Source organism: Larkinella harenae, from assembly GCF_054780515.1.
The window spans coordinates 167,779-187,193 of the sequence record NZ_BAAGWE010000003.1; the positions used below are offsets into that span (position 1 = coordinate 167,779).

16 protein-coding genes are annotated in these 19,415 nt (G+C 51.6%); 4 read left to right on the plus strand and 12 right to left on the minus strand.

Annotated features, from left to right (window positions below):
* Positions 1-48: 48 nt before the first annotated feature.
* On the minus strand, positions 49-2,205 hold the full coding sequence (locus tag ACYVH9_RS17685; RefSeq protein ID WP_460637718.1) for a protein-disulfide reductase DsbD family protein: 2,157 nt from the start codon (positions 2,203-2,205) through the stop codon (positions 49-51).
* Positions 2,206-2,422: 217 nt separating this feature from the next.
* Positions 2,423-3,259 (minus strand): phytanoyl-CoA dioxygenase family protein, encoded by an 837-nt coding sequence (locus ACYVH9_RS17690; protein ID WP_460637719.1) that lies wholly within the window; start codon positions 3,257-3,259, stop codon positions 2,423-2,425.
* Positions 3,260-3,393: 134 nt separating this feature from the next.
* On the opposite strand from ACYVH9_RS17690, the gene ACYVH9_RS17695 reads away from it, so the two are divergent.
* The 3 genes from ACYVH9_RS17695 to tatC all read left to right on the plus strand — a co-directional run bounded on the left by ACYVH9_RS17695 (position 3,394) and on the right by tatC (position 6,620).
* Positions 3,394-4,272, plus strand: coding sequence for a cupin domain-containing protein (locus ACYVH9_RS17695; RefSeq protein ID WP_460637720.1), 879 nt, complete (start codon positions 3,394-3,396; stop codon positions 4,270-4,272).
* Between the two features lie 85 nt (positions 4,273-4,357).
* Positions 4,358-5,650 carry a serine hydroxymethyltransferase gene (locus ACYVH9_RS17700; protein ID WP_460637721.1) on the plus strand — a complete coding sequence of 431 codons (1,293 nt, stop codon included), beginning with the start codon at positions 4,358-4,360 and terminating at the stop codon, positions 5,648-5,650.
* A gap of 94 nt (positions 5,651-5,744) precedes the next feature.
* A complete protein-coding gene (gene tatC, locus ACYVH9_RS17705; protein WP_460637722.1) occupies positions 5,745-6,620 on the plus strand; it encodes a twin-arginine translocase subunit TatC in 876 nt (291 codons plus the stop codon).
* A gap of 34 nt (positions 6,621-6,654) precedes the next feature.
* Here tatC and ACYVH9_RS17710 read toward each other — a convergent pair whose 3' ends face one another.
* Together ACYVH9_RS17710 and ACYVH9_RS17715 are read right to left on the minus strand one after the other, a co-directional pair.
* Complete coding sequence (locus tag ACYVH9_RS17710) at positions 6,655-7,179, minus strand: hypothetical protein (RefSeq protein ID WP_460637723.1); 525 nt, start codon at positions 7,177-7,179, stop codon at positions 6,655-6,657.
* A gap of 374 nt (positions 7,180-7,553) precedes the next feature.
* Entirely contained in the window at positions 7,554-9,044 is a 1,491-nt protein-coding gene (locus ACYVH9_RS17715; RefSeq protein ID WP_460637724.1) for a capsule assembly Wzi family protein, read from the minus strand.
* Between the two features lie 248 nt (positions 9,045-9,292).
* On the opposite strand from ACYVH9_RS17715, the gene ACYVH9_RS17720 reads away from it, so the two are divergent.
* Positions 9,293-10,414 carry a hypothetical protein gene (locus tag ACYVH9_RS17720; RefSeq protein WP_460637725.1) on the plus strand — a complete coding sequence of 374 codons (1,122 nt, stop codon included), beginning with the start codon at positions 9,293-9,295 and terminating at the stop codon, positions 10,412-10,414.
* On the opposite strand, the gene ACYVH9_RS17725 is transcribed toward ACYVH9_RS17720, so the two are convergent.
* The 8 genes from ACYVH9_RS17725 to ACYVH9_RS17760 form a co-directional block, all read right to left on the minus strand.
* Positions 10,404-11,261 (minus strand): pirin family protein, encoded by an 858-nt coding sequence (locus ACYVH9_RS17725; RefSeq protein WP_460637726.1) that lies wholly within the window; start codon positions 11,259-11,261, stop codon positions 10,404-10,406. The genes ACYVH9_RS17720 and ACYVH9_RS17725 overlap by 11 nt on opposite strands.
* Before the next feature lie 47 nt (positions 11,262-11,308).
* Complete coding sequence (locus ACYVH9_RS17730) at positions 11,309-13,156, minus strand: hypothetical protein (protein WP_460637727.1); 1,848 nt, start codon at positions 13,154-13,156, stop codon at positions 11,309-11,311.
* Between the two features lie 95 nt (positions 13,157-13,251).
* Positions 13,252-14,106 carry a DUF2306 domain-containing protein gene (locus ACYVH9_RS17735; RefSeq protein WP_460637728.1) on the minus strand — a complete coding sequence of 285 codons (855 nt, stop codon included), beginning with the start codon at positions 14,104-14,106 and terminating at the stop codon, positions 13,252-13,254.
* A 141-nt stretch (positions 14,107-14,247) separates the two neighbouring features.
* Positions 14,248-15,762 (minus strand): outer membrane protein assembly factor BamB family protein, encoded by a 1,515-nt coding sequence (locus ACYVH9_RS17740; protein WP_460637729.1) that lies wholly within the window; start codon positions 15,760-15,762, stop codon positions 14,248-14,250.
* Between the two features lie 43 nt (positions 15,763-15,805).
* Positions 15,806-16,630, minus strand: coding sequence for a glutamate racemase (murI, locus tag ACYVH9_RS17745; RefSeq protein WP_460637730.1), 825 nt, complete (start codon positions 16,628-16,630; stop codon positions 15,806-15,808).
* 21 nt (positions 16,631-16,651) lie between these two features.
* Entirely contained in the window at positions 16,652-17,692 is a 1,041-nt protein-coding gene (locus ACYVH9_RS17750) for an MlaD family protein (RefSeq protein WP_460637731.1), read from the minus strand.
* Between the two features lie 123 nt (positions 17,693-17,815).
* The gene (locus tag ACYVH9_RS17755) at positions 17,816-18,592 is read right to left on the minus strand and encodes an ABC transporter ATP-binding protein (RefSeq protein ID WP_460637732.1); all 777 of its coding nucleotides are present in this window, start codon (positions 18,590-18,592) and stop codon (positions 17,816-17,818) included.
* A gap of 3 nt (positions 18,593-18,595) precedes the next feature.
* Positions 18,596-19,408 carry an MlaE family ABC transporter permease gene (locus ACYVH9_RS17760; protein ID WP_460637733.1) on the minus strand — a complete coding sequence of 271 codons (813 nt, stop codon included), beginning with the start codon at positions 19,406-19,408 and terminating at the stop codon, positions 18,596-18,598.
* Positions 19,409-19,415 lie beyond the last annotated feature (7 nt).

The following is a 19,415-nucleotide window of genomic DNA, read 5'->3' on the forward strand; positions in this document are numbered from 1 at the left end:
TAGTCCTGTTTTAACCAGCAGTAGCACAAAAATGTTGCACGGCTGCTGCTACCGCGAGGCCGACAAGGTTGTTTGAGTTTCGGCTGATGTTCCGGCCTGGCGGGTCGTTAAAGATTTGAACACTCGTTTCCCCCCGTCGAGAAAATCCGTGAAATTGCTCACATTCAAGTCATAGTTTTTGGGCTGCACCAGTAATTTTCCGGTATGGTCAACGAGGCAATAATGCGGCTGGGCGTTGTTGTTGTAGCGAACAATCTGCAAATCCGCATTTTGGGCTCCGATGGTTTTCTTTTGTTTTTTGTCGTATGTTGATTCATACCAGTCCGACTCCGGCAGTTCGGTTTTATCATCGACGTAAAGCGCCAGCAAAACATAATCGTCCTGCAACCGACGCAATACCGGTTCTTCCCTCCACACCCGGGCTTCCATCTCCCGGCAATTTACGCAGCCGTGTCCCGTGAAATCGATAAAAACCGGCTTGTTCACTTTCCGGGCGTATTCCAGTGCCTGCTTATAATCAAAGAAGCCCTGAAGACCGTGCGGCAGCCGAAAAAGCTCGCTGTATTTCGGTTTTTCGGTTAATGAACCGGGTTCGGCAACCGAACGGCGGTTGGCAGTAAATCCAAAGTCCTGCGTGGTTTCGGGCGGCAGATAACCCGCCAACGCTTTTAGGGGCGCACCCCACAAACCAGGAATCATATAAACCACAAACGCGAACGTGACGATAGCCAGCAACAGGCGCGGAATGCTAACGGTTTTGGTTTCGCTGTCGTGCGGCAGCCGAACTTTCCCGAGTAAATAAAAACCGATCAGGGCGAAAATAACGATCCAGAAAGCCAGGTACACCTCCCGGTCGAGCAGGTTCCAGTGGTAGACCTGGTCGGCAATGCTCAGAAATTTCAGGGCCAGCGCCAGTTCCAGAAAACCCAGCACGACCTTCACCGAGTTCAGCCAGCCGCCCGATTTTGGCAGGCTTTTGAGCCATTGCGGAAAAGCGGCAAATAAGGTAAACGGAATCGCAAAGGCCGATGAGAACGCCACCATGCCTACGATCGGCTTCAAGACTTCTCCACCCGCTGAAGCCACCAGCAAACTACCCACAATCGGACCCGTACACGAAAACGACACCAGCACCAGCGTAAAAGCCATGAACAGAATGCCCAGCGTACCGCCCTTTTCAGCTTTCGCGTCCATCGAATTGACCAGCGAGTTTGGCAGAACGATTTCGAATAACCCCAAAAATGACAACCCGAAAATGAAGAAGATAGCAAAAAATAGCACGTTGGGAAGCCAGTGAGTACTGACAAAGTTGGCAAAAGCCGGGCCGTTGATCCGCGATACCACCGTGCCAATCAGCACGTAGATTCCAATAATTGATAACCCGTACAGAATTGCCTTCCACAAACCGTGATCCTGCTTGGTGAAGTAGCTGACGGTCATCGGAATGATCGGAAAAACGCAGGGTGTCAGCAAAGCCAGCAGGCCCGCCAGAAAAGCCGCAGCCATAAACCCGACCAGTGACTCGTCTGCATTTTCCGGCTGCCTGATTATTTCTGAAGCCGTTTCGGGGGCAGCCGACGGTTTGACGGCTTGGGTATCAGCAGCGGTGTTGGCAGGAGCGGGTGCAACGGCGACGTCCGAAACCGTATCCGCGCTCGCGGTCACTGAGGTGGTGGCCGGAGCCGTGGTTGCCACAGCCGGCGACGTTGAAGCGGGCGCAGCTGCCACCGCGGCCGTTTTGATGTTTACGGTAAATTCGTGTTCGGCGGGAGGCAGGCAGGTAGTTCCCGAGCAAGTCTGGTATTCCAGCGTTCCTTCAACCACCGGATTGGGCTTCAGGATCTTGATTTTCTGAACTAGGGAAGCCTTGTTCTCGAAAAACCGTACTTTACTTCCCCATACTTCCTCAAACTCTTCTTTCGGGGCAATCGAAGCAAAGGCTCCTACTTTTTCAAAACTCCCGGTTTCCTTTAGTTTGAGCGTCGTTGGAATCGGCCCAATATCCGGATTCAGGTCTGACGCGTACATGTGCCAGCTTTTATCGATGGTGGCATTCATCCGGATTTCGATGACATCCCCAACTTTTGCTTCTGATTTCGATGCGCTGATGGTCCAGTGGGTGGGGTCCGGCTGAATTTGTGCCGAAGCCGCCAGTGTGACCAGCAAAGCGGTTAAAAAAGAGAAAAATACACCAATTCGTTTCATAAAATGGCTTCCTAAATAATGCCCAACCTAACAACACCAATTCCGCAAAAATATCTCCAAACCGGGCATAAATCATCGTCACTCCCAAAAAAACACCCCGCCGGAGTTCCAACGGGGTGTTCTGCACAACCAACCTATATTTACTTTATTGAAAGAGAAATGAAAAAGAACAGAGACAGGAGCATAAGGACTTTCTTTACGCTCTTGCCCCTGCTCTCTATGTTCTTTCATATAATAACGGGTTCAAAGCGCTTTCCGGCTTGCCACCAACGGGGTAACTGGCCAGCCACGTTGTCCAGTCGGCTTCCTGATACGTATTTTGCGGTTTGGTAATCGTCTGCTCCCGATCCATATAAATGATTGTCATCACCTTCCGGGGGGCGTCGGAAGTGTTCGGTCCCGCGCGGTGAAACGTCCACCCGGCATGGTAACTCACTTCCCCCAGGTCAAACGGACTGTCGTTGACGTGAAAGTCCTGGCGGGTTAATTCTTCTTCCAGCACACGCTCACTTTCGTCACTGATCTCCATGTTGCGACCAATTTCGACATTCTGACTCTGTTCGGCAAACGCCAGCGGCCCCATCTCCATCGGCGTGGGTTGCAACGGAATCCAGACAGTAGCGGTTTTGGGAGACGACAAAGGCCAGTAAAACTGGTCGGCGTGCCAGGGTGTAAAGCCGCCCGACGGTTCCTTGTACAACGCCTGATCGTGGTAAAGCCGAACGCCGTCGACCCCCATCAGATCGGCAGCGATTTTGGCGAGCCGACGAGAAAAGACAAATTCCCGGGCGGTTTCGTCTTCTCGCCAGAGATTCATGATCTGAAGAAAAGCCCGCTCGTACGTCGTGCGCTCTTCCATGGCTTTCGTCAGGGTGTTGAGCCTGATGACCAGTTCGGTAATCACATTACCGTAATACTGGAGCACTTCCGCGCTGAGCACATTTTTTAGCTTCACATAACCGTTTTTACGATAAAAGGCAATGGCCTCCGGGCTGACGGCATATTCTTCATCCAGTTGTTGCAACAGAGAAGTGTTGTCAACGGTTACATGCATATTCATAAAGGATTTAGGAAAAATCAGTGTTACAAAATTGATTCAATTCTTTCTTGTAAAAATTTAATTATCATTCCAATTCCTGTATAATTTTGACTTTTTGTTCCCCGGATTACTCGTCAAGAGTAAAAATAATGCACGATGTGAAAGCGTTGTTTGAAAAAATTGAGTTGGGAGATTATAATTCCCTGCGGGTTATCCATCTGGAACTCCCGTATTTTGATGCCCACTGGCATTTTCACCCCGAATATGAGCTGACTTACATCGTCCGCAGTCACGGCAAACGGTTTGTCGGCGATCATGTTGAACCCTACGACTCCGGCGATCTGGTGCTGCTCGGCCCAGACCTGCCCCATTTTTGGCGCAGCGACGACGATTACTATCAACCGCAATCCAACGCAACTGCCGAAGCCATCGTGGTTCAGTTTGCCCAAAAGCTGGGCGACACCTTATTACCGCAACTGCCCGAAACGCAACCCCTTTCGGCCCTTCTTAACCGCGCCCGGTACGGTTTACGCTTCAGCCGCCAGAAAGCGGAAACCGTCAGAAGCTCGCTGGAAAGTCTGCTGCATTGCGAGGGTCTGGAACGCCTGCTGCGGTTGCTTTATCTGCTCGAGCAACTGGCCAGCGACCCGGCGGCCACCATGTTGGCCAGCAATAATTACGAACTGAAAGCCAGCGAGGCCGAAACCGAGCGGATGAAACGTGTACTGGATTACATGCTGGCGCATTTTCGGGAAGAAATCCGGGTTGATCACATGGCTTCCGTGGCAGGAATGGCTCCGGCGGCTTTTTGCCGGTATTTTCGCAAGCGAACCCGCAAATCGTTCATCGAATACCTGAACGAACTGCGCATCAGTCACGCCCGCAAGTTACTGATGGAGTCAGACCTGAGCATCAGTCAGGTTGGTCTGGAATGTGGATTCAATAATATATCGCATTTTCACCGTCAATTTAAGCTTCACAACGGCACAACGCCCCTGAAATACCAATCCCTGCAACATAATAAGTAGAAGACAGCGAGATTGCTGTTTTTCTCTGTATTTTTGTATCTGTTTGTTAAATCGTTATCCAATCATTGATAGCAAATCGCTAATTATGTCGACTACAGCCACCTCCGTTGCCCGCGACACGCAGATTTTTGAGCTCATCGCCAAAGAGCAACACCGTCAGGAGTCCGGTATTGAACTAATTGCTTCCGAAAACTTTGTCTCCAAACAGGTGATGGAGGCCGCAGGAACCGTCTTAACGAATAAGTACGCCGAAGGTCTGCCCGGAAAACGGTATTACGGAGGATGTGAGATTGTTGACGAAATTGAACAAATAGCCATCGACCGCGTCAAGGAATTGTTTGGAGCCTCCTGGGCCAACGTACAACCCCACTCGGGTGCCCAGGCCAACACGGCGGTTTTTGTGGCCTGCCTAAAACCCGGCGACACCATTCTTGGCTTTGACCTGTCGCACGGTGGCCACCTGACGCACGGTTCGGCGGTAAACATTTCCGGTAAATATTTCCGCCCTACGTTCTACGGCGTAGAAAAAGAAACTGGCGTAATCAACTACGATAGAGTGGAAGAAACCGCTCAACGCGAGCGTCCGAAACTGCTGATCTGCGGGGCTTCGGCCTACAGCCGCGATTGGGATTACGTCCGTTTGCGGGCCATCGCCGACTCGGTAGGTGCGCTGTTGCTGGCGGATATTTCACACCCGGCGGGCCTGATTGCCAAAGGAAAGCTGAATGATCCGATGGAGCATTGCCATATCGTAACCACCACAACCCACAAGACCCTGCGGGGACCCCGGGGCGGTATGATTATGCTGCGCAACGACTTCGAAAATCCGTTCGGTATCAAAACTCCTAAAGGCGACCTTCGGCTGATGTCGTCCCTGCTGGATTCGGGCGTGTTCCCGGGTACGCAGGGTGGGCCGCTGGAGCACATTATTGCGGCCAAAGCCGTAGCATTCGGTGAAGCCTTGTCCGATGATTTTGCGGATTATGCCGATCAGATCCAGAAAAACGCCCAGGCGATGGCCGCAGCGTTCCTGGCAAAAGGGTACCAGATCATCTCCGGCGGCACAGATAACCACCTGATGCTGATCGACCTGCGCTCAAAAGGCCTGTCGGGCAAGCTGGCGGAAAACACGCTCATCAAAGCCGACATCACCATCAATAAAAACATGGTTCCGTTCGACGATAAGTCGCCGATGGTAACTTCCGGTATGCGGGTGGGCACGGCCGCCGTTACAACGCGCGGCATGAAAGAATCCGATATGGAGCAAATTGTCGTATATATCGACGAAGTCTTGATGAACCACGACAACGACGCTAAAATCCAGATCGTGAAAGATGAGATCAACTCCTGGATGAAAGCATTTCCTTTGTATAGTTAATTAATTGCGAATGAGCGATCGAGTGAATTGTGCGGCCAATTTTCAGCCCTCTCAATAATTCACTCAATCGCTCATTCACTCATTCAAAATTTAAATGAAGCCCATAGATCAGGAATTTGATAGCGAGAGCGAGGTGGAAGAAGGGGAAATGACCTTTCTCGAACATTTGGAAGAACTTCGGTGGCACCTTGTCCGGGCCATTGCATCTATTGCCGTCTTTTCGATTCTGGCGTTCATTTACATTCGTGAAATTTACGATTTGGTAATTCTGGGGCCTTCCAGTCCCAGTTTCTGGACGTACCGAATGATGTGTAAGCTGTCTGAAAAGACGGGATTTGCTGATTTATGCGTTGATAAAATAAACTTTACGCTCCAAAGCCGTGAAGTAGGCGGTCAATTTACAATGGGGCTAACGGCCTCGTTGATGATTGGTCTGTTATTCGCCTTTCCCTACGCTTTTTGGGAGCTTTGGCGCTTTATCATGCCGGGTTTGCGCCCTTCGGAGCGACGGGCTGCCCGGGGTGCCGTCTTTTTTGTAACCACCCTTTTCTTTTCGGGGGTCCTTTTTGGCTACTACATCGTAGCCCCACTGGCGCTTAACTTTCTGGCTAATTTTCAGCTGGACCCCCGCATTGTCAATGAGTTCGACATTACGTCCTATATCTCTACCCTGGCTACCCTAACGCTAGGTTGCGGTCTGACGTTTCAGATGCCAATTGCAGCTTTTGTGTTATCGAAAATCGGGATATTGACTCCCCAGTTTATGCGGGCTTACCGCCGGCACGCCCTGGTTGTTATCCTGATCGTGGCAGCTGTCATTACACCATCACCGGATATTTATAGCCAAATTCTGGTAGCGATCCCGCTGGCTCTACTATATGAAGTCAGTATTTGGGTGTCGGGCTACGTTCAGCGGTTGCGAATTAAGGATGAACAGGCCTTGATGAAAAGCGACGGTTTTGAAGATTAATTGAGAAAGGCGGCTTTGGTCGCCTTCTTTTGTTTCAGAACTTTCCGGTAATGCCCAGCCGCAGTGCAGCAAAACCCCAGCCCATTTCGGCAAAACCGCCAATCCTATTGCTAAAATGGTAGAAACCGCCCAAATGCACACCCGGCTGTATGCCCCGCGGACTAGGGATAAAATAACCGCGCTGCTCGACCTGATGACGGTGAAGTGCGCTGCGGGTACCTACGGAAACGCCCGCATAGGGGTCAAATTTGGGGTTATCGATAGCCAGCAAACGGGCTAGATGGTAGGATCCGCGAATGCCCAGATTCACAAATTGTGATTTCCACTGGCGATTACCAACCTTGGTACCGGATATGACGTAATCAAAAAAACAGCCCGCGCTGATTTGATCCGTCAAACCCAGCTCAAAAGAAGCTCCATTGCGCAAACCACCCAGATCATAGGTTTGCAAACCCAGCCCCAAATTGAGCATTTTGTCAATCTTTCGGGCCGTCTGCGCGTAACCAGGCCTTGCACATAGTATGCCGAACAGCGTAAAATATAAGACTGTTTTCTTCACCAGAGAAATGAATCGTTACGTCCTTCGTTGTTGTTTACTGTTCAGGAAAGAGGCCTAGCCATCCAACTTGACGGCACAAAGGTGGTAACTAAATTAAATCTCCCCAATCAGGAACAGAATTAACTGGGGAAACCGGCCACTGAAACGTATAAAACGCTGATTAAGCGGGAATACCCGGTTCAGCTTTTGGTTACCCTACAACGGTAAATTCGAAATAAAAGTATAGCTTTTTCGCAAACGGTTTGGAGCAGCTTTCCGGGTACTCCTACCGGAATGGTTCTTTATTCTCTACATCGCTTGTTTCGCGAAGGATTTACAAAAGCAAAAGTAGGCCGCTGAGTAATAGCGAGCAATCCACGAAAACTAGGATTTTCTTAGTTTTCAGCACGGTGTTGAAAGGTTTTGCGAAACCCGACAAAACCACCTATTGCATTGTCGTACAGCTGTCCCTTGTCGGCCGACAATGCTACCATTAGATACGAGCCACCGAGCCAACGGACCGGAAAACCAGCCTGCACCAGCGCTGATAGCTGCTTCGGAGGTCCCAGAAATACTTCAGGAATCCCGTGATTGCGGCTGTACGAAGCCTTGACCCGAAGATCGATTCGCCCCGCCACCGTAGCCCGCAAGGCCGCATGCCACACTTCGACCCGGTTGTTGGCAATAGCCCATCCACTCGCATTGCGGTACTGAGCCCGAATGTCATCCCGACGCGTCAGAAAGGGTGTCCCAATGACCCGGTCCCGGTACGTCCATCCTTCGAGGTACTGCGAATTGTTGAAGTAATTGTCCGCTCCTTTCCAGTTTTTGTCCGCCTGATACAAGGTTGGTCCGCTTTGGTTCAGCGTCGTCAGAAATTCCAGCAGCACTTCGTTAAGCTGAAACTTCGCTTTCCCGGGTCGATTGGTGCGCAACCGAATACCGCTCAACCCGTCGGGCAAATTCTTAAAAAACATACCGGTCACATCGTCGAATGCGTGTTGATGGTAGCCAAAGACGCTCACGGACGCAAACCGCAATTCGCCCCCAAAATCGATGCTTCCCAAATGATTGCCGTATAGATTGACATAATCAAACGAAGAGATTCGGTCGTTGTTCAATCCATTGGTCCGAATGGCAAACAGCACATTGGGAAAGTCGGACAGACGCCCGGGCAATTGCCCGTTGACCGCTAATTTGGGATCGATGTAAGCCGAACGTCCACCCCATTGAACATGGTGGTTGATGCCCGCATAAAGCCGCACCGTGGAAGACGGTTTTCCAACCCGAACGAACAACGATTTCTGGTGTAAAAACGAATGTTGCATATACCAGGTATCGGCGTACCAACCATGCGCGATAAAACCGTTAAGAGCCAGCCAGCCCCGGCGACCCAGGGGCACAAACCCGCGCGTGCCAAACTGTACTTTCGGAATGGGCAGCGCATTACCCGACCAGGCGTATGAACCCGACGACAACGTTGAATCCACTAAACCAATCACCTCACGCCGACGTCCAGCTACCAAAGCGATTCCTCGGTGTGCAACTGCCATATAAGCTTCCGGGACCAAAAACTGGCTCGACTTGCCTGCATTCCCGACCGCTTCGGCACCGTAGACCAGCGTCCAGGCACGGTTTAAACGGTTCTTTGTTGTATCATTCAGCAAAACCGTACCGGACAATCCAATCCGCAACGTGCCCACTGGTGCTGTTAGCGGCACCGTACCAAATTGATTGGCCCGCAACCAGAACGGGGTTCGATCAGCGGACGAAACCAGCGTGCTGACTTCGGCGTATAGTTGACGTTGATGCCGGGCTGGTGACTGCGAAAAAACAGTAGAAGAGAAAAGAACGCTAGCCAGAGCCAGCGAAGAGAAGTGCTTCATGCAGGAAATTACTCACAGTAGGACCCACATAAATATACTTAACCGCACGGGTTTGCGGGCAAACTTTTTCGCAAACGGTAAGCACGGCCCAAAACAAAACCCCGGTAAACACCGGGGCATGTAATTCTAACCTTTTTATCTATATATTTAATATACGCAAGATGCCCAAAAACTGTTGCAAAAGAAAAGCACATTGCGGTGTTTGGAGCTAATTTTGCGACGAATCGATTCCTTGCGTTCAATTATTCATGAAAAAATACGCCGTATCACTGGGTCTGATCCTTACTACATTTTTATGGATTGGGTGTAAAACCAGCCGGACAACCACCCGTTCAACCGCTTCCGTCCGGAGTGTTTCAATCCAGCAAGAGGGCCTGCTTTCCTGCTGCGATTTCGGCACTAAGATGCCCGATGGCAGCCCGGTATCGTGCGAAACATCGGCCATTTTGTATAGTGATGGCACAGTTTTTATTGCCAATGATAAAGACATGCCCGCCGGCCTGAGCCCGGTTTTTACCAAAGCCTGGCAAAGCCTGTCCGACACCAGCGTTCGCCCAGCCCCGCTCCAGGCCGCTGCGTTCCGGACCGCTAAGAAGTACGAAGATTTTGCCAGTAATGGCGACTACATTTTTCTGACCACCGCCTTCGATCGGGTTAAGCCGGGTTCGACCGACTGGGATGGGTACAATACCATTTTGTACTGGAAAAAAGGCCAGGAAGCTAATCCGCAGGTGCTGGCCCCGATGCCGGATGCCAGTAACTCGATGGCGTATCGCGAACCACTCAGCAAGGTCCTGGCGCAAAACCGTCCGGATTTTCCAAACGGCCTGCCGTACTTCAAAGTGGAGGGCTTAGCCGTCATGGATTCCCTGCTGCTGTTTGGCATTCGGGAAGAAGGGGAAAAATACGACAAGTTCGACTACCGGGTCCGGGTGGTGGCGGTGTCGTTTGCGGTTGAACGGAAGAACGGCAGCGAACGGTTATTCCTGAAAAATGACTGGCGCATTGTAACCGACTTTAACCCCGCCACGGTTTCCGGCCTACCGCAGCCGCTGGCCTTGTCGAGTATTGAGTACGACCGCACCCGTAATTTGTTCTGGCTGTTAACGTCCCTTGAAAGCAATGGCCAGTTGGATGCCTACCTGTGGACCGCTACACCCGATGCGCTGCTGACCAACAAACCGTTGACGTTGATTCGGGATGAGAATGGCCAGCCGATTCATTTCAACCACAAAGCCGAAGACCTGACGTTCCCGGACGCCAATCACCTGCTGGTCATTCACGACGACGACCGCGCGGCTACGAAGGTAGGAACACAAACCCGCCAGCCGCACCAGGCTGCTTATACCATCCTCAAAATCAATCGGTAAGCATTCCCATCCGCCCACTCTGGTAGTCCATAATCGCTTGACGGATTTCCTGTTCGGTGTTCATCACAAACGGGCCGTACGAAACCACCGGTTCGTCAATAGGTTCGGCGGATCCGAGCAATATCCGGGAATTCTCGGTGGCCTGCACCACCAGTTCGTTGCCCCCTGCTCCGAAAACCACGAGAGCCCGACCGCGCACATCCTGCCCGTTTACCACCAGCGAGCCATTCAGAACATAAAATAAAACCGTACGGTAGGGTTCAATCTGTCGCGTAAACGAACCGCCGGAAGCCAGTGTGATATTGGCCAGCTCTACGTTGTAAACAGGCCGGATGAGGCCGCTCACTTCGTTCCAGACGCCGGATGTAACGGCCACGGTTACCCGGCCCTCATCCAGCACTACGTCCGGAATTTCGTTTTTTTGCAAGCCCACATAATGCGGGTCCACCATTTTGAACCGGGCCGGTAAATTTGTCCAGAGCTGGATGAGTTCCACCGGGCCACCGTTTTGTTTGAACGTTTCCGATGAGCTTTCGGAATGAACCAGGCCGCTCCCCGCTGTCATCCATTGCACTCCGCCGGTCTGGATGGTGCTGGTAAAACCGCTGCTGTCGCGGTGCTGTACATCACCCTCATAGATGAAGGTGACCGTTTCGAAACCCCGGTGCGGGTGTGGTCCAAACGGTAAACCGCTGTTCTGCGGAGGAAAAACCGTAGGGCCGTGATGATGCAGCAACAGAAACGGGTCGAGTTGTTCAATGCCACTGGCCGGAAGCGGCTGGTGCATCGTTAGCGGTCCCATTTTCTGGGCCTGCGGTTGAATGATAGTATGGATAGTACGTAACATTGTCTAGCGAGAAGTTCCCCACAAAGGTAATAGCTCTGATCAAGATACTACTTCCGAATCTCCACCTCATCGACGTAAAACCGGGTAGGCGTCGTCGGAATATCCGCACCCGGTAAGGGCGGCTCAGTGGTTTCGTTGGGGGTTTGCCGATTGGGTAAATTCCGATACGGCCCGGTGCGTAACGATAAGCGTTCAATGGACTTGACAGCTTCGGCCAGTTGGGCTTTATCTAAAACGTTTTTCCCGTTGATTTTTAAGGAATAATGACCGTTGAGAGCCGCCAGCGTTTGCAACTCCAATTCGTACCATTGCCCTTTCCGGTATTCCTGCACCGTTCTTTCAGTGCCGCCATCGGTGGCAACAATCTGATTTTCTGCATTGAACCGCAGTCGTACAGGGCGGTTACCGTACTGGTCGGTCAGGTCAATTTCCAACTGGCCCGTATTGCTGGGATCGGCGTAAATCTTCATCTTGGCCGTTACATTTGTACCTTCTTCAAATACCCGAATGGCCCGGGCATAGTCGTACAAATCCTGGTCCGCCAGCAGCAGGCTTTTACCCGATTTTCCGGGCGTATTGACGACCGATACGGGAGCCCACTTCGGAGCATAGATGTTCCAATTGGGAATGTCTCCGTCCAGTGCCATCGAATCAAAATTGTCTTTTACGGCACCTTTCACGCTGTAGGTAATGGGTGTCGGAATCCGGCTGATCCAGATATCTTCCTTGTTCATGCTGTAACTCAGCCACATATCGTTACCCGGTGGATTACCGTTGCCTTCCAGAATGCCCCGCATGTAACACGGACCAAAGTCTTTCCAGCGCCCCGAAAACCGACGAACGGGTAACTCGCCCTGAACCAGCAACATGTTATCGAAAATAATGCCATCCTCACCCGTTACCACCACCAGCGGAAACCGGTATTTGGTCTGATCAATCGGATTGTAACTCAGCGCATACCGCCCGTCTTCCGTTCGCTGCCCCCATTGCTTTCCGCCAGACATAACCAGCGTAGGCACCTGCACGGGTTTTGAGAACGTTTTCCCCTCGTCGGACGACAGAGCCGCCATCGATTTTTTCCAGAGAGCAACCACTTTTCCGTCTTTGCGGTGGAAATAAGACAGCGCTCGCCCGCCTTCCTTCCCGCCGTAAAAACCGTCCAGTCCTTTTTCCTCATCGTACCACTGAAAAGTCATCAGCGGATTGTTCAACAAGGCCTCACAAGCCTTTACAAACCCCGCATCGGTTGATTTTTTGAAGAAGGGGTAACTTGTATTCGATTCGTTCCAATCAACGTGGGTCGTATACCGAATAAAATAGATGGGGCCGAAGGTACCGTCTTTGTAAACCTCCCGAACCACCCGGCCAATCCCCCCTTTGTCAAAAGGATTTTCGGTATGTCCGTAAAAAGCCAGCGTCAGCAAACGCCCGTCGGGTGCTACATAAAAGCCCATTCGCTGGTGCATCATATACCCCTTATACCCATCCGGAATTTTAACGCCTTCCGGAGCCTGATACGGAGGAAATATGACCTTCGGTTTGTTCCAGTGCCGACCGTCTCTGGACGTGATTAGCAGGGTTTGCCCCGGCGCCACGTGTTCGTCAACGGGATTGCTCAGGTACTGTTGATAGAACGTACCATTCCAATAGCATAGGTTAGAGGCATGGTTGTACGTCCACCCGTGGCCATCCGCTTCGTCGGGATGCGTGCGGTTGGCTCGCATGGTCTGACGGTTTTCGACACCGATAGCGTAGCGAAGTCGGCCTTCATGTAAAGTAGGATCAATGGTTTCTCCACCGATATACCGCACGGGTTCCTGCGGACTACCGGTCTGGGCCTGACCCCATTGAGCACAGCACAGCGCTGCGCCCAGAAAAAGAACGGAACGTTTCATTCCGGCAAAATAGCGTTGCTTTTCGTTTCGAGCAAATCGTAACAAGCCTCATCATGCTTTGCGCTAAAACCCGAAAACCGGGCGCACCAACTACGTTAGCCCGTTATCCAACCCATAATCGCTGGTCCCCAATAGTACAAGGTAAAATAATACGTGCCGATTACGAGAAAACCGGTGGCACCCAGCAGCATACTGGCGGCCACCAATCGCAGCCAGGGAGAAGCCCGGTACGCACGGGCGCGGATATACGCTTCGACGACCACCAGATTGGGAATGTAGAAGAAAAAAGCCATCACCTGATCAAACGGGCCACGAAACGATCGGGTATGCCCCAGACCGTCCGTTAGCATAATCCAGAAACCGTAATCCATCCGGAACAACCACGACCCGATTGCCAGCGCGTACAGCCGCAGCGCCCAGGCGCGGTGCTTTTCCAACCGCCCGGCTACCGCATGGCGGTACGTTTGAATAGCCGCAACAAACATGAGGATTCCGTACAGAGAAAAGCCCACATTCATTACCAGGCCGCCAACGGTGCCTTTGATGGCAATGAATACCAAGCCCCCGACAGCCGCCAGCAGCGATGCCACCACATAGACACGCCCAATCCAGCGGTGTAAGGCCGGGAAACGCGTCCGAACACCATCCAATAACTGCACACTACCCAGCACCAGAATAATGCCCCCCATTGCAAAATGAAGGCCAATGCCCGATGTAGCTGCCGTTGTTCCACGCTCGTACAAACCGGGCAACACGTCATTCCATCGTTCCATATTGCCTTTGTAAAGGGCCGCTGCATAGAAAGCCAGGATGTACAGCCCAAACAGGGCTGCACTCACCCAGACCGTTGTCACCAGGGCAATGCTGGTGCCTTGCAGGGCTTTTTTACTGAAGCGGGCTAAGGGGTTAACAGGCTGTTGGGGCCGTATTCCCGGCAACGTGTTTAGCATGATTGGGGGTAGATAACTATTCCAGCAACAAGCTATCATTAATTCCCCGAAAAACCATGCATCTCCATGAGTATGAACTGGTAAAGAAACGAACCGTTCACAAAACACTATGCATTAGGGCGACCTGAGTCCTTAGCAAATTCAGCCGGATGGCTTTCGCTTTTTCCGAAAAATGCCCGTATAGTCGCTGCCCAGATAGGCGCCCCAGATACGGTTTTCCCGAAGCGGCACGTTCAGCTTCATTTTATGAATTTTCAACCCTTTTTTCTGCCGGATCGATAGTAGATCGGCGGGATTGATTTCGTGGCAATAGAGCAAATCCAGCCAACCATCATTGTCCAGATCGCCGAGCCAGGGTGTGCTGGCGACATTTGCGCCAACTTGCCGCTCTCCTATCCGGTACGTGGTATCATTCCGAAAATCGACTACCCTCAGTTCGTTGCTGATCTTGGCAGGTTGGTTAGCATTCAGACTGATCAGAGCATCATCAAAACCGTCCTGGTTGTAGTCAAACGCGAGCGGGCTGCTTTCCTGAAAACTGCCCAGTGAATCCCGAAATACCACCTGACCGGTTTTTCCGTCAACCATCAGCTGTACGGACTGATTCAGTTTGGGCCAGGCACCAATCCCGTAATTTGTAAAGAAATCCGGCACCTCATCATCCGTAAAAAAACCGACTGCCGGCGAACCATACGCTTCGGTTTGAGGCACACTCACCCGCCAGAGCACCTGCTGCGTTTCGCCATCAATGGCAATCATTCGCCCGTTGACAGAATTAGCCACAATATCCAGGATGCCATCTTGCGTAATATCGGCCAAAACCGGCGGGGCTACGAACCCTTTCTCATACCCCGGCTCCAGCTGTTTCGCCCGCGACAGATCATTTTTCAACACATCACTCAGCAGAGCTTTGTAGAGACTACCTTTGAGGGTCTCTCCACCCGTTCCGAAAATAACCGACAGCTTGCCGTCCTGCTTAAAGTCCGCAACCACCACCGACATGTAAATCTCGAAACCGTCGGGCATGGTAGCTGCGGCCAGCCGTTTCCCGGTGGCGCTGCTCACCACCAGTAGCCGCCCCGGAGGCCGCTTTGGATCGTAGGGCAGTGCTTTAACGTATCCACCGGCGGCAACGAGCAGGTCGTCAAGCCCATCGTTATCCTGATCGGGAATAAATTGAGGGTTGAAGAAGTTGTAGGTACCGGAGTCGCTCGGCGTTCGGTTATCGGAGTTGGTAAAATAATCCCAGATGATATCGCCGTCTTCGCCATCAATGGCCTTCAGTTCGGCGGCCCGCCCACCAATGAAGACATCGGGAATACCATCGCGGGTAATGTCGTGAAACAACGGAGAACCAAAAATTTGGTCCCGCGCCCGAACGCTCCAAAGCAGTTGACCGTTTGCACCGTCAACGGCAATAATGGCCGAATCGCTCGTCCGGAATTCGACGCTGCCCGCCCCCATAACAAGATCCAGAATGCCGTCGTTGTTCAGATCGGCCATCCGGGGCGATGAAAGCGTTCCCAGCCCTTTCAAAACCGTACTCCATTCATCCCGTTTTGGGCTGGCTCCGGGCTTATTCAATGGGTCGCCCAACCACACCAGCCCTGCAACACCGACCACAGCCGCAAGCAGACAAATGGCCTTGAGGTTCATGGGCGTTAGGTTATTGAATGGATCTACGGTATAAGAGTCATTCTTACAATTTCAGGCGCTCCGCCCGGATGGGTTCGCCCCAGAACAAACCCGCTTTCTGTTCAAACTCTTCCGCCGAATCGGTCGTGTAAAAGTTCAGACTTCCTCCTTTGCTGCATTGGGCGTCGATTTCTGGATGACGCCGTAGGTAGTCCTGCAAGCTGTCGGCTACAATCTCTCCCTGACTCAGAATGGTTAGATCTTCAGGCACAAATTGCCGGATTTTGGGGAGCAAAAGCGGATAATGGGTACACGCCAGCAAAACCGCATCGATTTCCGGCGATTGATCCAGCAGGTGAGCAAGGTGCTTTTGCACAAAATAGTCTGCTCCAGGGCCGTTGTGTTCACCATTTTCAACGAGTGGCACCCACATCGGACAAGCTTCCTGATAGACTTTCAAATCCGGAAAAAACTTATCAATTTCGACCGTATAGGATTCGGACGTAACCGTACCCCGCGTCGCCAGAATACCAATATGGCCCGTTTGCGAATACTTGCCAATTACTTCCGTTGTAGGTCGGATAACGCCCAAGACGCGCCGGTCGGGGGCAATGGTGGGCAAGTCAAGTTGCTGAATATTTCGCAACGCCTTCGCCGAAGCCGTGTTACAGGCCAGAATAACCAGCCGGCATCCCATTGCAAACAAGTGCTGGACACACTCAAGTGTGTAATGGTAGACGGTTTCGAAGGAACGCGTTCCGTAGGGAGTCCGGGCGTTGTCGCCCAGGTACGCATAATCATACTGCGGCAATTGCCGAACAATGGATTTCAGGACCGTTAGGCCGCCGTAGCCGGAATCGAATACGCCAATGGGTTGGGTTGATGACATGCCGCAAAGATACGGTTTCTGTCACTTCTTCATATTCGTATCTGGGCTGGAAGCGGCCGTAGCAGCTTTCTGCTTGGCTTCCTCTTTGGCCCGACGCCGGAAGAAACCGCGAAACAGAAAGTTGTGTTGCAGGGCCTCCATGTTTTCGTCCAGTTTCTGGCTGCTCGTTTCCAGGTTATGAATCGTGCTTTTCAGATCGCGGTTGACCACTTCGTCGTTGAGCAACGAACCAAGCGCATTGTTGTTGCTGTTGAGCTTTTCCGTCGCCCGTTTGACGTTATCTGTGGCTTCAACCGCCGTGTTTGATACCGACCGCAGCCGCGCCGACGATGCCCGCAAATCCCGGACAATGATCGTGTCGGACACCAGATCATTCGCCAGCGTGCCTTTGGCATTGAGCTTAGCCGCAAACTGGTTTAACGATCCCGATGCCGCCGTCAGCGATTTAGTTACCTGGGCCGCACTGCTCGAAGCCTGCTGCAGGTTAGCCATTGTGTTTTTGAAACGGGTAGCCACGGTCGAATCCCGCAATACCGCTCCGGCAACGCCTTTGCCTTTCAGCACTTCGTCCAGAATCTTTTTGGCATCACTTGTTACCCGGAGCAGGTTGTTGTTGTTGGCCTGAAGGGTCGTCATGATTTCTTCGGTATTCAACGCGGCTTTGGAGTGCAGAATATCGCCGTCCTCCACGGTTTCGGCGTTGGTGCTTCCGCCCACAATTTCAACAATTTTATTCCCGATCAACCCGTCGGTACTCAGGGCCGCCAGCGCATCTTTGCGGATGTATTGCTGAACGGATTCTTCAATGTTCATGGTCACTTCGACCTGGGAGTTGCCGTAAAACTGAATCCGGCGAACGGTGCCGATCTTGACCCCGGAAAACCAGACATTGGCCCCGGACTGTAAGCCCCCGACGTTGTTGAAAATAGCATTTACCCGAATGCTTTTAACAAAGCGTTTCTGCTGCCCACCGAGTACCATGATTCCGGTCACCAGAATCACGATTCCGATAAAAACAAAAATACCGACGTATACCGCCCGTTTATTTTCTGCTGCTTTCATTGTGTTTCTTGTTAGGTATGGAAGGGATTTTTACGGTTTACAGTTGGCGGCTTACGGATTTTCCTGACCCGATAACTCGCTGGTTATAAACTTAAAAACATAGACCTTTGATCTTATAACTTATTAATCAACAAAGTTGTATTCATAAAACTGTTTTACACGCTCATCGTTTGAATCACTGAAAACTTCCTCGAATGTTCCCTGTTTTTCAAACCGCCCGTCCAGCAGCATCGCAATCCGGTCGCCAACGGTTTTGGCGCAGGTTAAATCGTGCGTAATAATGATGGAAGACGTGTTGTGGCGTTCCTGGACTTCATTGATGAGATTATTGATCTCATTGGACGTAATCGGATCAAGTCCCGCCGTTGGCTCATCGTAGAGCATGATTTCGGGTTTCAGAATCAATGTCCGGGCAATCCCGATCCGTTTCCGCTGTCCACCCGACAGCTCTGAGGGCATCTGATTGATGGTCTGGCTCAGCCCAACATCTTCCAGGGCTTCTTCAACCGCCTGATTGATATCGGCGCGGCTCAGGTTCCGGACGTTCCGGATAAGCGGAAACTCCAGGTTTTCGCGCACCGTCATACTATCATACAACGCACTGCTCTGGAATGAAAATCCTAATTTCAGCCGCAGCGCGTCCAATTCGCGTTTGTTCAACTGACGAACGTTTTCGCCCAACACATTGACCGTTCCCTGATCCGGTTCCAGCAACCCGGCAATAATTTTAATCAATACCGACTTCCCCGTACCCGAACGCCCCAGTACTACCAGGTTTTCGCCCTGGTACAGGTCTAGATCAACCCCCTTAAGCACATGCAAATCGCCAAACGAAATTTTCAGATCGCGGAGAACGATAACGGATTCTTTCGGCTGATTGACCGTTTTTTTCGTATTCATGCGTTACGCAGCGCGGATGGCGTTTATGATTTGGAGAAACAACAGCTCTTCGATAAAAACCAGAAACATGGAAGTTACCACAGACGAGTTGGCGGCTTTGCCAACGCCTTCCGTTCCTTTCGACGAGTTATAGCCTTTGTAACACCCTACAATGCCAATCGTAAATCCGAAAATGATGGCTTTAATGACGGTTGAGTTAATGTCCAGGAAGCTGATCGAGCTGAAAAACGTCTCGATAAAGGACATAAAACTGGTTTTCTCGTTCTGAGCCACGTTGACGTAAGAGCCTAAAACACCGAGAAAAACAAAAAACATGGCCAGCGTCGGAATCATGAAAGTGGTAGCAATGACGCGCGTCACGACCAGGAATTTAAACGGGTTGGTTCCCGACACTTCCATGGCTTCGATTTGCTCCGTGACCCGCATCGATCCCAGTTCGGCGCCAATATTGGACCCCACCCGCCCGGATGCGATCAAGGCTGTTACCAGCGGAGCCAGCGCCCGAACCAAGGCAATGGAAATCAGTGAAGGCAACCAGGATGTTGCACCAAACGTAGCCAGTGACGGACGAGACTGGTTGGTAAATACAATACCGGTGATAAAACCGGTTAGCGAAATCAGCGGCAACGATCGAACGCCCACTTCATAACACTGCCGGACAATTTCTTTGCCCTCGTAGGGAGGAACAAATACTTCTTTGAAAAACTGGATGATAAACGACGCTACATCGCTTAAGGCCAGAAACATGCGGTCGAGCCGCCGGGAAACGACCGGTTTGGCGGTCGAATCATTTTTTGAGGAGGTGCTGGCTTGCATTAATGTA